The organism is Sporocytophaga sp., from assembly GCF_017745095.1.
Taxonomy (GTDB): Bacteria; Bacteroidota; Bacteroidia; order Cytophagales; family Cytophagaceae; genus Sporocytophaga.
Genome location: NZ_JAGHZZ010000002.1, coordinates 394,667 through 409,778, shown reverse-complemented (window position 1 = coordinate 409,778; position 15,112 = coordinate 394,667). Strand labels below are relative to the sequence as shown.

Below are 15,112 nucleotides of genomic sequence, written 5' to 3'. Positions count from 1 at the left end.
AAATAATATGCAAGAGTTTGTTGATCTTTTAAAAATTTTATTGCCTGCCGGAGTTGTTTTGTATGGTATGTACCTGACCGTTAAAGCTTTTTTGAATAAGGAGTTTGAAAAAAAGCTTATTGATATAAAAATCAAAAATACGGAGACCGTCCTGCCGATCAGACTTCAGGCATATGAAAGAATGGCACTATTCCTTGAAAGAATCTCGCCTGCAAATCTGGTTGTAAGGGTTAATGACGCTTCGTTTAGTTCTGTGGCTTTCCATCAGCAACTATTGCATGAAATCCGTGAAGAATTCAGCCATAACCTTTCTCAACAGGTGTATATGAGCGATCAAGCTTGGGACAATGTGAAGAAAGCCATGGATGATATTATTTCAACGATAAATTTGGCAGCAGATAAAACCAATCCTCAATCGAGGAGCATTGAACTTGCTAAAAATATTTTTGAGCTGCTATCTACCAGAACTGAAGATCCTGTAAATAATGCTCTTAGATTCCTTAAAAATGAGATAAGACAAGCATTTTAAATAAGAAATAGGAGTATTGAAGTTTACTTTTTATAGGTGATAATGTATTTACACCTATAAAATTTTAAACAAGTAAACTTCAATATCTATGGACTTTCTAAGAGACCTCTTAAACTCTCAAACTGCCGGAGATTCGTTTTTTTCTTATGCGTCATTTTATATTTTTTTGTTGATTTTTGTTCCGGTTACATTCATTCTAATCGTTTTCATCGACTATTTCATTTCAAAGGTTTTAAAAAAATAAGCTTATATCTTAGACGAAAATTTTGGTTTCTTTACAAGAACAAATTAAATTTGAAAGTATGGTCCGGGGTTTAATGTTATTTGCATTTTACTATTTCTATCAGTCCTAACCGGAGGGATCAGAATTGCTATTGTTGATGGTCCCGTTAGGGACTTTTTTTTTATATATGGTTTAAACAGAGTATGGTAAAAGTTGCAATACAAGGCGGCAGAGCATCATTTCATGAGATAGCGGCTCGAAATTATTTTAAAGAGGAGGTGGAGATGATAGAATGTGGCTCTTTCCCAATCTTATGTGAGACTTTAAAAAACGAAGATGCAGATTATGCTGTCATGGCAATTGAAAATTCGATTGCAGGAAGCATTCTGCCCAACTATGCACTGTTGCAGAAATTTGATTTTTTAATAATTGGGGAGATTTATTTAAGGATTGAACAAAATCTGATGGCCTTGCCTGGGACTACCATTGATAAAATTGAAAAGGCGAGATCTCATTATATGGCATTGCTTCAGTGCCAGGACTTTCTTCAGAAATACCCTCATATAAAACTGGAAGAGTACCATGACACAGCTGATAGTGCTCGTGATATCAGATTAAATGGGGAGAAGAATGTTGCTGCTATAGCCGGAAGATACGCCGCAGAGCTGTATAATCTGGATATTCTGGCTGAAAGCATTGAAACAGAAAAGAAAAACTATACAAGATTTCTTATTCTTTCCAGAGATAAAAGATTTAAAACTGAAAATAAAAATAAAGCAACTATTAGCTTTCATCTTCCGAATAGGGTAGGAGCTTTGGCAGATGTGCTTAGAGTTATTGTTGAGAATAATATTAACCTGACTAAAATTCAGTCATTGCCCATTATCGGCAGACCCAATGAATACACATTTTATGTAGACTGTGAATTTTTCAATTATGAAGATTTCAAAAAGTCAATTGAAATAAAAAATATCGTAGAAAATCTCAGAATACTGGGAGAGTATAGAAAAGGAGAAACTATTCATGATTATACCAAAAGCAGACAGGCTTAATCTTGTAAAAGAATATTATTTCGTAAGAAAATTAGAAGAAATTGCCAAACTCAACAAGGAGGGCAAAAATGTAATCAGCTTTGGAATCGGCAGTCCTGATCTAGCGCCTTCCAAAGAAACTGTACTTGCAATTGTTTCTACTGCTGAAAAAGATAATACCCACGGATACCAGCCCTACAGAGGGATTCCAGAATTCAGACAAAAAATTGCTGAATGGTATAAAAAGACCTATAAGATAGAGCTAAACCCCAATGATGAAGTATTGCCTTTGCTAGGCTCTAAAGAGGGGATTCTTCATCTTACAATGGCTTTTTTGAATCCAGGCGAAGAGGTACTGGTACCGAATCCAGGATATCCCGGATACTCCTCGCTGACAATGCTTGCTGGAGGTACAATCCGTTATTATGATTTGAAAGAAGAAAATAACTGGTTTCCTGACTTTGAAACATTAAAAAAGGCTGACCTATCCAAAGTTAAAATAATGTGGGTGAACTATCCTCATATGCCAACTGGGACAGTAGCGAATAAGGATATGCTGAAAAAGCTTATCGAATTTGCAAAAGAGAAAAAGATTCTCATCTGTTATGATAATCCTTATAGTCTTGTTCTCAATAAAGAAGAACCATTCAGTATTTTGCAGATAGAAGGAGCTAAGGAAGTTGCAGTAGAGTTGAATTCCTTCAGTAAATCTCATAATATGGCGGGATGGAGAGTTGGAATGATGTTAGGAAAAAAGGAATATCTTGATGCCGCATTAGCAATTAAGAGCAATATTGATTCTGGTATGTTTCTTGGCATTCAGCAAGCTGCTATAAAAGCTTTGGATAATGATGATGCTTGGCATGCTAAAAGAAATGACGTTTATAGAGAAAGAAGAGATTGGGTTTATAAAATTCTGGATTTACTTAATTTCGAATACAGCAAAGATCAGGTAGGGTTATTTATCTGGGCAAAGCCCAAGGATCCGGTAGCTGTTCCGGATATAGCAGCTTTTGTGGATCAGATTCTGTACTCTTCTTATGTATTCTTTACTCCTGGTGAAATATTTGGTTCCAATGGAAAAAACTTTCTGAGGCTATCTCTCTGCGTACCTGCTGAGAAAATGAAAGAAGCTTATGAAAGACTGGAAAAAGTGATGACAAAGGCTTAGAATTTTAAATCGTCTAAAATAAAAAGCGGCTCCCTTCATTAGAAAGGAGCCGCTTTTTATTTTTGGTAAGTTGTTACTATTGACTAACCCTTTTTGGTTTTGAACCAACAAAGCCATAATAAGCAATATACAGATAACATAATAATGGTATAACAAATGAGAACTGAAGTCCACTATTGGCTTCACCATAAAGTAATCCTTGTATCGGAGGGATGATTGCTCCTCCAACTATTGCCATGATAAGTAGTGAAGCTCCCTGAGATGTATCAATTCCAAGGTCTTTGATTGCAAGAGTAAAGATAGTAGGGAACATGATAGAATTAAATAACCCTATTGAAAGAACTGACCACATTGCAATGTTGCCTTTTCCAACAATTCCTATTAAAAGTAACCCTACAACTATAGAAGCAAAAAGACCTAATGTGAATCCTGGCTTATTCTTGCCAATATAAAATGCAATTAAATTTAAAACTGCAACGCCCATGAAAATAACTGGGGTAGTAAAATCAAGAACTTCTCCAGCTTCAGGTGTGCCTATGATAAAGTGTTTGTTCATCAGGAATACTCCCAAGGCGTAAGAAAGCATAATTACAGAAACGATAATTCCCTTTTGCTTACTGATATCAGTTTTTTCGTCAAGGAAAACAGCTCCGAAGAATCGACCTACCATAGCTCCGCCCCAATAGAATGAAAGGAATTTATCAGCTTTTTCAGCGGGTAATCCAGCAATATTATCTAATTCAAGGAAATTGATTATTGCAGAGCCTATCGAAACTTCACCACCAACGTAGAAGAATATACAAAGCACACCCAAGATCAGGTGAGAATATTTCCATGCGCCAATTCCTTTTTCCAAAGAAACTTCTCCACTTACCTTAGGTAGAGGGATAATAGCTATTATCAAAGCTAGACCAAAAAGAGCAGAGGCAAGACCAACATAAGGCATTTTAACTGTTTCTAGTCCACCTCCAAATATAAGCATACCACCGATCACAGGGGCGATAGTTGTTCCTAAGGCATTGAATGCTTGTGTCATGTTTAGACGTGAAGAACTTCCTTCCGCCGGGCCAAGAAGTGCCACGTATGGGTTAGCTCCCATTTGAAGTATTGTTATACCTGAAGCTAACACGAAAAGAGCTCCAAGGAACTGATAGAAACTTTCATTGTCCGCTGCAGGGATGAAAAGCAGACAACCGGCTCCGCAAATTGATAGACCTAAGATTATAGCATTTTTGTAACCGATCTTAGAAATAAGATCGAATCCACCTGCTGAGGCAATAAAATAAATAAATGATATTAAGAAATAGGCACTGAAAAAGGCAGACTGCACAAGCATTGCTTCCCAACCTTGTAAAGCAAAATGACTTTTGAATTTTGGAATCAAAATGTCGTTTAAGCAGGTGATAAACCCCCACATGAAAAATAGCGAGGTAATTACTATAAGTGGTACCTTATAGTTTTTATTGTCCTTCTGCACATTGGACGATGAGGTATTGTCTTTAACAGCATTGCTCACAGGTGCACTAATTCCGGCCATAAAATTTATTAGATCGTTTTGGGTGAAAAAGATTAGATTCTACAAATCCAATTTTACAAACTTACAATTTTTGCACTTTAGCTCAAAGAGAAAAAATGCAAATAAATACAAAATAAATTATAAAAATCAGCTTTATAAGTACTTCAGTTTTATTTAATTATTGATAAAATTTTACGAGAGCTAAGGTAAGAAAAAAAACAGTTATGAAACATTTTTAATTGTATTTAATCTTAGTTTTTAATTAGTTAAATGTGAATAATTAGGTTTTTGTCGAACTTTTTTATGGTAACTTTTGTATGAAATTACACGCCTAATTACTTAAATAATGGATAAAAGATATAGATATATTACTTCCAGACCAGGTCAGGAATGTATTTCCCTTGATGATTCTGATTTGATAACATTTTGTTTGAAGAAGATAAAACTGGAAAATACCCGAAATGTTAACCTTGATCTTACTTTAAAAAATGAGGGTGAAATGAACTTCTCAGTTTTGAATGTTTTAGGAAAAACGGTTTTTCATGCTAAAAAGTACTTTAAGTCCGGCTTTAATAATTTCAATATTGGTGTTGAAAAGCTTGAACGGGGTGTCTATTTTATCGAATTGCTATTTCAAGGAAAATCCTTTGTGAAAAAAATGGTATTGGATTAGAAGCTATTAGTTTTTTAATCTGATATCTGTATTTTTCTTTTATATCTTTGCGGCATGCAATTGAAAAATGATTTAATCCTGCGAACAGCCAAAGGAGAAAAAACAGAAAGAACTCCTGTATGGCTTATGAGGCAGGCAGGTAGAATTCTTCCTGAATACAGAAAAGTAAGGGAAAGTTTAAGTGGATTTAAAGAACTGGTAACAAATCCAGCTTTGGCAGCAGAAGTTACCATACAGCCTGTTGATATATTAGGGGTAGATGCCGCAATCATTTTTTCAGATATTCTGGTAATTCCCGAAGCGATGGGGCTTCCTTATGAGATGATTGAAGCAAAAGGCCCTCTGTTTCCTAAAACTATACAATTTGAAAGTGACATTCAGCAATTGAAGGAAAAAGAGGCTGCAGCTGATGAGCTTCAGTATGTATACGATGCGATAAAAATTACCAAAAAGGAGCTAGATGGGAGAGTGCCTTTGATTGGTTTTGCGGGAGCACCTTTTACTATAATGGCTTACATGGTTGATGGTGGTGGCTCAAAGACATTCAGCAAAACCAAAAAGATGCTTTATGCAGAACCTTCCCTGGCTCATGCATTATTGAGCAGAATTACTTCTGCAACAATTGCCTATCTGAAAAGACAAGTTGCTGCCGGAGCTGATATGCTCCAGATATTTGACTCATGGGCGGGCATACTCGCTCCAGACGTATATAACGAATTTTCATTAAAGTATATCAGTGATATCTGCGATGCGATAAATGAAGTGCCCATTACAGTATTTGCGAAAGGTGCTTTCTTTGCAAGAAAGGAAATGGCGGCATTAAAGTGTAATACAATTGGTCTGGATTGGAATATGGACATTAAAGAATCCAGGGCAATTATAGGAGATTCAAAAACGCTTCAGGGAAATCTTGACCCTTGTGTATTATACGCCTCATTTGATGATATAAAAAAGGAAACTCATAAAATGCTAAATGCTTTTGGGCCTTATAAACATATAGCGAATTTGGGGCATGGAGTTTATCCCGATACAGATCCTGAAAAGGTTAAGTGTTTTATTGAAACTGTCAAGGAATACAGTTCTAAGATGAGATAAAAAAATGGAGTTCTTAAATTAAGAACTCCATTTTTTTTGGTGTTAAGATTTTTATTAGCTATTGCTTACCTGCACATTCAACCTTTTGGCTTCTGCAATTAACATTTTTTTGTCGATAGGAACGACTCCTACATGTTCGCAAACGATTCCACCTGCAAGGTTAGATAATTCAGCCAAACCTTTATGGTTTACATTTAAGGCACAACACAATGCAGCAGCGCTTACTACCGTGTCTCCAGCTCCGGAAACATCTGCAATTTCGCGAAGATGTGCTGGTATATGATGTGTTTCTTCTGAATTGGCAATTATCACACCTTTTTCTGACAGGGTAACTAATATTGTATCTGCATTCAATGCGGTCCTTAACAGATCAATAGAGCTTTTAAGCTCACTGATATTATCAAGATCTCCATCAAGTTTTAATCCCTCTTTCATTTCCTTTTTATTGGGTTTAAAAAGAGTTGTTTCTTTATAATGCAGGAAGTTTCGTTTCTTAGGATCTACAACTGTTGGAATGTTGTGTTCTTTGGCCAGTTTTACAATTTCAGCAATCAGATCTTTATGCAGTGTTCCTTTGTCGTAATCTTCAAAAATGATGACATCTGCTTCCTGAATTAATTTTTTTGCTTTTTCAATTAGAAGAATGGTTTCTTCTTTGTTAATGGGAGTGTCAATTTCTTGATCCACTCTTAACATGTGATAGGAACCGGAAATTACCCTGTGTTTAATCGTAGTAATCCTGGAATCGCTTTTAATAATCCCTTCCGTGGAAAGGTTATTTTGCTCCAAAAGTGTGATGAAATCTTTGGCTTCGGTATCGTTACCTATTACACTACATAGAATTGGTGTAGCGCCCAATGATTGCACGTTTAATGCAACATTGGCCGCTCCTCCAAGTCTTTGGTCCTTTTTCTGGACATTAATAATAGGGACGGGAGCCTCCGGAGATATTCTTTCGACCTTACCCCAAAGGTAGGAGTCAATCATAACATCTCCGAAGATTAATACTTTCAGACTTTCAAATGCCTTGAAAAGCCCGTCTATAGAATCAATATTGGTTATTTTAGTTTTGCCAGGCATTCTTTGATTCTTCTCAATGCTTCTTTCAGATTTTCATCAGAAGCTGCAAATGAAATACGAATACAGTTTGGTGCACCGAAAGCATCACCACCTACTGAAGAAACATGTCCTTCATTAAGTAGATACATTGCAAGGTCACTTGCTTTATTGATTACAGTTCCATTATAGCTTTTTCCAATATATGAGCTGATATCAGGGAATGTGTAGAATGCTCCCTGAGGTACGTTCACCTTAACTCCTGGAATTTCTTTTAATAATCCTGTCACAAGGTCTCTTCTTCTCTTATATGCAACAGCCATTTCTTTTGCTGCAGAAAGATCTCCAGTAACAGCTGCATATGCTGCTTTTTGAGCAATTGAGCATGTACCTGAAGTAACCTGTCCTTGGATTTTATCACATGCAGCAGCTATCCATTTTGGAGCTCCGATGTATCCAACTCTCCAGCCGGTCATTGCATAACCTTTAGAGAATCCGTTTACAGTGATTACTCTGTCTTTTATGGCAGATACACTTCCTATGCTAAAATGGCTTCCTTCAAAATTGATGTATTCGTAGATTTCGTCTGCTATAACAAATATTCTTTCATTTTTAGCAACGATGTTAGCAATAGCTGTTAATTCTTCTTTAGAGAATACTGCACCAGATGGATTACATGGACTAGAGAAAAGTATTGCTTTAGTTCTTGGAGTGATAGCAGCTTCAAGATCAGAAGGTTTTACTTTGTAGTCATTCTCAATTGTTCCTTCAACGATTACAGATTTACCTTCAGCAAGTTTTACCATTTCTACATAACTTACCCAGTATGGAGCGAAAATTATTACCTCATCTCCCGGATCGATGATGCTTAAAAGAACATTTGCGATAGACTGCTTAGCTCCGGTAGATACTACAATATTCTCAGCAGTATAATCCAACCCGTTTTCTTTTTTCAGCTTATCTGCAATAGCTTGTCTCAGTTCTGCAGTACCTGGAACCGGGGTATAGAAAGTAAAACCATCATCAATGGCCTTCTTTGCTGCATCCTTTATATGTTGTGGTGTTTGAAAATCAGGCTCACCCACGCTGAGGCTTATTACTTTATGTCCTTGTCCTGCCAGCTCACGCGCTTTTTTGGTCATGGCTAGTGTTTCAGATTCTGACAAGGCTCTGAGTCTTTCAGACAAAAGATTAGTTTCTGTGATTGTACTCATTTTAGATGTTTTTTGCGGGGTCAAAATTATGGATTATCCACCTATATTGCTAATCAATTTTGGGTTTTTTCTTTATTTTATTAAATTTTTTTTATTCAATGATTTGTTTATTTTTTATTGATTTTTAGATAGTTATCTAGGTTTTTACTAGTGTTCCCTTTGCTATTTTTTGCCAAAATCAACATTCTTGAATTTTCTATTGTTCTATTGATAGTGAGAAAGAAAGTGGAGGGATATGAGACTATTAATGAGTATTGTAGGGATATTAGGTTTGTTTTTGGCTTCTTGTTCGCCAAGAGTACATTCCAATCTTGCAAGTGGTGCTGATTTTAAGAATTATAAAACTTATGCCTGGATTAGAGAAGAAAACGATACTTCAGGTTCCAATCAGGACCAGCAATTTAGCGCGTATAATAACCAGATTATAAGGGGAAATGTGAAGAATAATATTAATAGCGAATTACAATCAAGAGGGTTTACAATAGATACTGTCAATCCAGATTTTCTAGTATCTTTAAAAGCAGTTTTTGAGAAAAAAACTGACCTCGTGGGATATCCGCTATATAGTAGTTATTATAACTTCTATTATCCTGGATATTACGCACTTTACCCCGGATATTATTATTCTTATCCTTTTGCCTATGACTACTATGACTATACCTACACTGAAGGTACACTGGTTGTAGATATCATAGACAGAGAAACCAAAAAACTGGTTTGGAGAGGGTGGTCTGACGAGAGAGAAATCAAACCTAAAAAAGTCGAAAAAGAACTTGCTAAAGATGTAGATGAAATTTTTCAGGAATTTCCTTCTTAAGCATGTTTATCACTAAGGCAAATCCAGTAGTATGAACTATGCTGCTGGATTTGCTTTTTTCATTTTTGACTTTATTAAACAATCAGGTCTTTATTTTTATTAGTATAATGTACCAATTCTTTTACTATTATTAAATCCATAAAGAAGTTTTCCTTACAATTTATTAAAGGCTCCCTATTTTTTATTGGGTCCTTAATTATATTATTTTTTCTTATTGTCATTTCTTTAAGATTACCCGCAGTTCAACGTGTTATAGCAAATAAATTATCACTTTACTTCTCAGGCAAGACAGGAACAGTTGCGACTGTAGAAAAAGTTTATCTGGACCTTACAGGGAAAATTGTTTTGAAGAATGTCTACATAGAAGATCAAAACAAAGATACACTAATCTTTGCTGAGGAACTCAAAGGAAGGGTCAGTTTACCAAAACTTCTAAACAGATCTGTTGATATAAATTATGCTGCAGCGGACAATGCTATAATGAATATCAAAAGAAAGCCTAACAGCAAAACTTTTAATTATCAATTCCTCATTGATGCATTTAAAAATAATTCTTCGAATGCTCAAACTTTCGGCTTTAACTTGAATCAAGCGGAATTACATACTACACAAATGATTTATGATGATTTTTATTCTGGGGTAGTGTTTTCCTATTTTTTAAAATCAGCAAAACTAGAGTTTGAAGATTTGCCCGTGTCTTCAAAAAAGTTAATTGTAACTGGTTCAAAGATCGATGGGTTATTTTTTAAACTTGACCTGATAAGCAAGGAGAGACAAGCACAAAATGATACTCCATCAGCAAATTCTGAATCAATATATATTCAGATATCAGATCTTAAAGTCAGCAATTCAAAATTCATTTATAATAATCATAACTTTCCTTTAGCAGAAAAAAGCTTTGATGTTAATCATTTTAATACATCGGTTGATGGCTTGCTGAATAGCTTTATAATGACAGGTGACTCATTATTTCTTTCACTGAATGATCTGAATTTAAAAAACTCAGATGGTTTTTTTGTTAAAGACCTAAGTGGCAAGCTTGAAATGCCAGGAGATCTAATGAATATTTATGTTCGAAAATTCATGACCGAAAAGTCTGAGTTTAATGGAAGTTTACTACTTAAATTCCCTTCAGTAGATCATCTGTCGGATTCGACCTCAGGTATTTTTACTGCAACTAACTTTAATGAAGACAAAATATCACTTACAGACATTCATTACTTCTATCCGGATATATATACTATTATCGATAAAAGAAAAAAGGAAATCTTTATTGATGGTAATATTAACGGCTACTTGTCTGGTTTCACTTTTAGCAATGCGTTTATAGGCTTTGATTCTTCTAATTATTTCCAAGGAAATCTTTCTCTATATGGCTTGCCAGACCTTAAACAGTCTGCAGTAAATGCGGATATTCATAGACTAAACCTTGATGTTCCATGGTTTCTTTCTTTTATAAGAGCACCCAAATTCCAAAATGTCAATCTTAATGAATTGGGGCAATCCCATGTAAAGGGTAGTTTAAAGGGATCCTTTAAAAACCTTAAGTTTAACGGGCTTGCAGTAACTAAAGCTGGAGAGGTCAATGGAAATGTAAATATTAATTCTGATAGCCATTTGAAATTTAAGGGTGCATCCGGTAGCTTGTCAGGTCGTGATGTTCATGTGTCCAAATTAATAAAGGGATTGGATGCATTTGGAAGATTATCAGCTCGTGCGATTTTTAATTTTGAAAGTAACAATTTATCCTATCTGGAATCTGATATTAAGAAACTTGAATACAATAAAAAGACATTGACTAATCTATCAGTGGTCGGATCTTTAATCGAAAATAGAGGAAGGTTTCAATTGAAGTCAGCTGGAAATTATGCTCATGCAGATCTATGGACTGATCTTGACCTCAACCAAAATAAATACAAAGTTAAAGGAACATTGGGTGAACTTGATCTTTCCTTATTTGATGAAAATTTGCAAAAGACTTTTGTTGGAGGAGATCTTAATGCAGTCATTATAGCATCAAAACTTGATAACCTTGATGCAGAAGTTAACATTGTGAATTTTTATGTGCAAAATTCACAATCAATATATTACTCTGATACAGTTATTGCAAAATGTAAAGGTGATAATAGTTACAGGAGGCTTTCATTACATTCAGATAGCATTGATGCTGTAGCTGAGGGAAAATTTGTTTTATCTGAGTTACCGGAGCTTTTAAGTAAAGACTATTTAAAGGAGGAGAAGAATAGTAGAAATTATATTTCTGAAAATATTGAATTAAATATATCTGCAGGCCAGGTTACTTCATTGATTTCAATGTTCCGGAAAGATGTTTCCATTAGTAATATTGAAGTTGATGGGAGCTTTGAATTTTATAACAAAACTGGAGTCTTAAGTGGATTTGTAGAACGATTTAATTATAGTAAATACTCTGTAGAAAATTTAGCAATCAATGCAGAGGGAGGATTTGATGGTCTAAGATTTGATCTGGTAGGGGACAGGTTGAAACTTTCAAATGGTTTATACTTAAGCAGTCCTTCAATCAGAGGAGAATTTCGGGAAAATATTACTTCATTCGTTTTAAATCTTTATGAGAATCAATCTAACTCTGCGCTGAGTATGACCGGAGCACTCACTTTTCCTGGAGATACTATGAACTTGAGTGTTCAAGACCTTGATCTCAAATTAAAAGGAGAAGAATGGAGATCTGAAGGTAATGCTAGAGTAATATATTATCACAAAAGCCTTGCTATTCAAAATATTCTGCTAACTCAGGGAACGCAAAAGATAAAGATCCATTCACAGGATTTGCTTGGAGAAGGTGAGCTTGATGCCCAATTATGGAACCTGAAGCTTGAACCTGTGCTATACTTTACGCCATTAAATAAGTATTCTATAAAAGGGTCTTTGAATGGAGGTCTTCATGTAAAAGACCTTTTTACATCACCAGCCATTGATGTGGATCTTATTATCGATAGTTTGATAGTTGGAAATACAGCAGCAGGAAGATTAGCACTGCTAGCTGCTCCAATTGGCAAGGAAAGACATTCAATAAATCTTAGCTTGTCAGGTATAGAAAACAATGCTTATGTACATGGATTTGTAGATAAGGTAACGCAGATGAGCGAAGCCACGGGAAATATAAACGTCGACATACCAAAATTGAGCTTACATTTTTTTGAACCGTTTTTAAAGAATTATTTATTCGCTATGCATGGTTATATGTCCGGAAAAATGGCTTTAAAAGGAAAACTTCTTCGTCCCGATGTGAAAGGAAAATTAGCATTTGAAGAAAGAAATGTTTTAGGGCTTCATTTTACTGAAAGCAAATATGTGATAGCTAACCAACACATAACATTTAATAATAACAAAATTATTTTTGATAATCTTGATTTCAGAGATTTTGAAGGAAATAAAGCGCGTGTTGATGGATATATTCTTCATGATTATTTTAAAAACTTTGACGTCAATCTTTCTCTTGAAGCTACAAATTTTCAAGTGATGAACACTGAAAAGGTGAATCAGGCGGGCTTTTATGGAGTTCTCTTTGCTGATATTAATATGGAACTCAAAGGACCGACAAATGACCTTGCAATTAATCTTAAACTCACCACACGGCCTAAGTCTACAATAAACATCCCTCTTCAAACTTCTAATACTGAATTTAAAACACCGAGTTATATCATTTTTGTGGGAGAAGAAGATATGTCAGATACAATTGAAGATGAATTTCATGGAGTGCCTATAAATCTATCCAGATTTAAGTTTACAGGCAATCTTGCGATTACAAAAGATGCTCAGATAAATATCATTGTAGATCCAGCTAATGGAGATAAGATTTCAGCCAGAGGATCCGGTAGGCTTGAAGTAAAGGTGGATCAGGAGAATGTTCCTGAACTTTATGGCACATATCAAATACGCGAAGGCAATTACACTTTTACTTTTGCAAGCCTTGTAAAGAAAGATTTTATTATAGAGAAAGGCAGTAGGCTGTCCTGGAATGGAGATATTATGGAGGGGCTTTTGAATGTAAAGGCAAGTTATACAACCAAGGCGTCCCGGTATGACTTGATAAGTAATTATACAACTGCATTAAGTGATGAATTCGTAAGATCTTCGAAAAGGAACCATCCTGTAACTGTAAAACTTAATGTTACCGGTGAGCTTGCTGAACCTGAGCTGAGCTTTCAAATTGAAATGCCAGAAAGTAATGATCCTTTTCTAGGTAATATAATTTCACAAAGGATTAACGAAATTAACAACGATCAGCAACAGTTACAGAGGCAGGTATTTGGATTGATTGTTCTGAACAGATTTTTTCCGGAAGGTACAGGATATGTAAATTCCGGAGGCGGTATAGCAATGGAACAGGCAAATCAAAGCGTGAGTCAGATTCTTAATTCTGAGTTGAATAAAATTGCGCCTGAATCAATAGCAGGATTTGATATTGATGTTAATATAGAAGCACTTTCACCTGATAATCCAGGACTTGCTCAAAGCTTACAGTTTAAAGCCAGTAGACAGATTAGTGAAAGGATAACGATTACAGCGGGAGGAAATGTAAATGTAGGTAATGTGCCAAATTCTGGACAGTTCCTAGGAGACTATACAGTCGTTTATAGATTGAATAGTTCAGGAAGCGTTAATCTGAAGTTTTTCAGTACCACATATCAGAGTTATTACTATTACTATTATGATGATATTACTACACGTTCAGGTGTTAGTATTCAGCATAGAAAGTCTTTTAATGAATTTAGGGAGTTATTTAAGTGATTCTCTATTTGCTTCTACTCACTAGTAAAACTCCGGCAAGCACGAAGGCAGTTCCTAAAATCTGAAGGAGGGTAATTTCTTCATTCAAATATATGTTTGCAAGAATAATTGTTGAAACAGGACCGATACTACCTATGATAGACGCTTTTCCTGCTCCTATGAGTCTTATTCCCTCTGCTAGAAGAAAGCTTGGGATAACAGTTGCTACAATAGCCATAAAGATACTAAGTGCATACACCTGCCATTCAAAATGGAATAAATTACCTTCAGCATTCAATAAATAATGGATCAACACTATCAATGTTGATACGATCATCGAAATGGAATTATACCTGACAGCACCGATTTTAGGGATAAGTTTTCCACTTCCGACCAGGTAAAATGAATAAGTGAGCGCACTTCCAAAAATGAGAAGTCCTCCAGTAATTACATTTTTTTGATCGAACTTTAAATCGTTCAGAAAAACAACTGCTATGCCACTATATGTCAGCAATAAAGCAATAATTTCATTGCGCGTAATTTTCTTTTTATAAAGAGCAGCTGATAAAAGAACTACAAGAGTAGGATAGATAAAGAGGATAAGGCGCTCAAGACTGGCAGTAATGTATTCAAGTCCTTTGAAATCAAAGTAACTAGCCAGATAATAGCCCATTAACCCTAAAACAATCAAGAAAAGCCAGTCATTTTTTCCAATAGGTTTGGGTTGTTCTTTGAGACTTGAATAAGCAAGAGCTCCAACGAAAAATGGAAAAGAAAACAACATGCGCAAGGCAAGAAGAGAAACTGAATCTATATGATAATTATATGCTAATTTGACTATTACCGCTTTGGAAGAAAAGCATATTGCTCCAATAAAAATGATAAGCGATCCCCAGAAGTTTTTGTACTTAGTATTCAATTGATTGTTTTCCGGATTATTCCGGTGACTTAAGTTGGTGAAATTACGGTGCATTTTCCCTAGCATTTTTAAAACAAATCGTCTAAAAAAAACGTTTTAAAATTACTTCTGAGGGAGGT

At 35.2% G+C, this 15,112-nt stretch carries 11 protein-coding genes; 7 read left to right on the top strand and 4 right to left on the bottom strand.

Annotated elements, in window-relative coordinates:
- Positions 1-7 precede the first annotated feature (7 nt).
- The 3 genes from J7604_RS04525 to J7604_RS04515 all read left to right on the top strand — a co-directional run bounded on the left by J7604_RS04525 (position 8) and on the right by J7604_RS04515 (position 2,954).
- The gene (locus tag J7604_RS04525; RefSeq protein ID WP_293891703.1) at positions 8-529 is read left to right on the top strand and encodes a hypothetical protein; all 522 of its coding nucleotides are present in this window, start codon (positions 8-10) and stop codon (positions 527-529) included.
- A 426-nt stretch (positions 530-955) separates the two neighbouring features.
- On the top strand, positions 956-1,804 hold the full coding sequence (locus J7604_RS04520) for a prephenate dehydratase (protein WP_293891700.1): 849 nt from the start codon (positions 956-958) through the stop codon (positions 1,802-1,804).
- The gene (locus tag J7604_RS04515) at positions 1,776-2,954 is read left to right on the top strand and encodes an aminotransferase class I/II-fold pyridoxal phosphate-dependent enzyme (protein WP_293891697.1); all 1,179 of its coding nucleotides are present in this window, start codon (positions 1,776-1,778) and stop codon (positions 2,952-2,954) included. The genes J7604_RS04520 and J7604_RS04515 overlap by 29 nt, the downstream gene beginning before the upstream one ends.
- Before the next feature lie 76 nt (positions 2,955-3,030).
- On the opposite strand, the gene J7604_RS04510 is transcribed toward J7604_RS04515, so the two are convergent.
- Positions 3,031-4,491, bottom strand: coding sequence for a sugar MFS transporter (locus tag J7604_RS04510; RefSeq protein ID WP_293891694.1), 1,461 nt, complete (start codon positions 4,489-4,491; stop codon positions 3,031-3,033).
- 325 nt (positions 4,492-4,816) lie between these two features.
- On the opposite strand from J7604_RS04510, the gene J7604_RS04505 reads away from it, so the two are divergent.
- Positions 4,817-5,143, top strand: coding sequence for a T9SS type A sorting domain-containing protein (locus tag J7604_RS04505; protein ID WP_293891691.1), 327 nt, complete (start codon positions 4,817-4,819; stop codon positions 5,141-5,143).
- A 54-nt stretch (positions 5,144-5,197) separates the two neighbouring features.
- A complete protein-coding gene (gene hemE, locus J7604_RS04500; protein WP_293891688.1) occupies positions 5,198-6,238 on the top strand; it encodes a uroporphyrinogen decarboxylase in 1,041 nt (346 codons plus the stop codon).
- A gap of 54 nt (positions 6,239-6,292) precedes the next feature.
- On the opposite strand, the gene J7604_RS04495 is transcribed toward hemE, so the two are convergent.
- Positions 6,293-7,318 carry a bifunctional heptose 7-phosphate kinase/heptose 1-phosphate adenyltransferase gene (locus tag J7604_RS04495; protein WP_293891685.1) on the bottom strand — a complete coding sequence of 342 codons (1,026 nt, stop codon included), beginning with the start codon at positions 7,316-7,318 and terminating at the stop codon, positions 6,293-6,295.
- Positions 7,297-8,508 (bottom strand): pyridoxal phosphate-dependent aminotransferase, encoded by a 1,212-nt coding sequence (locus J7604_RS04490; protein ID WP_293891682.1) that lies wholly within the window; start codon positions 8,506-8,508, stop codon positions 7,297-7,299. The genes J7604_RS04495 and J7604_RS04490 overlap by 22 nt, the downstream gene beginning before the upstream one ends.
- A 235-nt stretch (positions 8,509-8,743) precedes the next feature.
- Between J7604_RS04490 and J7604_RS04485 the strand changes: the two genes are divergently transcribed.
- Both J7604_RS04485 and J7604_RS04480 read left to right on the top strand, forming a co-directional pair.
- On the top strand, positions 8,744-9,325 hold the full coding sequence (locus J7604_RS04485) for a DUF4136 domain-containing protein (RefSeq protein ID WP_293891679.1): 582 nt from the start codon (positions 8,744-8,746) through the stop codon (positions 9,323-9,325).
- 345 nt (positions 9,326-9,670) lie between these two features.
- The gene (locus J7604_RS04480) at positions 9,671-14,095 is read left to right on the top strand and encodes a translocation/assembly module TamB domain-containing protein (protein WP_293891676.1); all 4,425 of its coding nucleotides are present in this window, start codon (positions 9,671-9,673) and stop codon (positions 14,093-14,095) included.
- Between the two features lie 4 nt (positions 14,096-14,099).
- Here J7604_RS04480 and J7604_RS04475 read toward each other — a convergent pair whose 3' ends face one another.
- Positions 14,100-15,047 (bottom strand): DMT family transporter, encoded by a 948-nt coding sequence (locus tag J7604_RS04475; RefSeq protein ID WP_293891673.1) that lies wholly within the window; start codon positions 15,045-15,047, stop codon positions 14,100-14,102.
- Positions 15,048-15,112 lie beyond the last annotated feature (65 nt).

Bases quoted from the DNA above. Each gene is read 5' to 3' on its own strand.
- J7604_RS04520 (WP_293891700.1), top strand. From the start codon at position 956: ATGGTAAAAGTTGCAATACAAGGCGGCAGAGCATCATTTCATGAGATA.
- J7604_RS04525 (WP_293891703.1), top strand. From the start codon at position 8: ATGCAAGAGTTTGTTGATCTTTTAAAAATTTTATTGCCTGCCGGAGTT.
- J7604_RS04510 (WP_293891694.1), bottom strand. From the start codon at position 4,491: ATGGCCGGAATTAGTGCACCTGTGAGCAATGCTGTTAAAGACAATACC.
- J7604_RS04475 (WP_293891673.1), bottom strand. From the start codon at position 15,047: ATGCACCGTAATTTCACCAACTTAAGTCACCGGAATAATCCGGAAAAC.
- J7604_RS04495 (WP_293891685.1), bottom strand. From the start codon at position 7,318: ATGCCTGGCAAAACTAAAATAACCAATATTGATTCTATAGACGGGCTT.
- hemE (WP_293891688.1), top strand. From the start codon at position 5,198: ATGCAATTGAAAAATGATTTAATCCTGCGAACAGCCAAAGGAGAAAAA.
- J7604_RS04490 (WP_293891682.1), bottom strand. From the start codon at position 8,508: ATGAGTACAATCACAGAAACTAATCTTTTGTCTGAAAGACTCAGAGCC.
- J7604_RS04515 (WP_293891697.1), top strand. From the start codon at position 1,776: ATGATTATACCAAAAGCAGACAGGCTTAATCTTGTAAAAGAATATTAT.
- J7604_RS04505 (WP_293891691.1), top strand. From the start codon at position 4,817: ATGGATAAAAGATATAGATATATTACTTCCAGACCAGGTCAGGAATGT.
- J7604_RS04485 (WP_293891679.1), top strand. From the start codon at position 8,744: ATGAGACTATTAATGAGTATTGTAGGGATATTAGGTTTGTTTTTGGCT.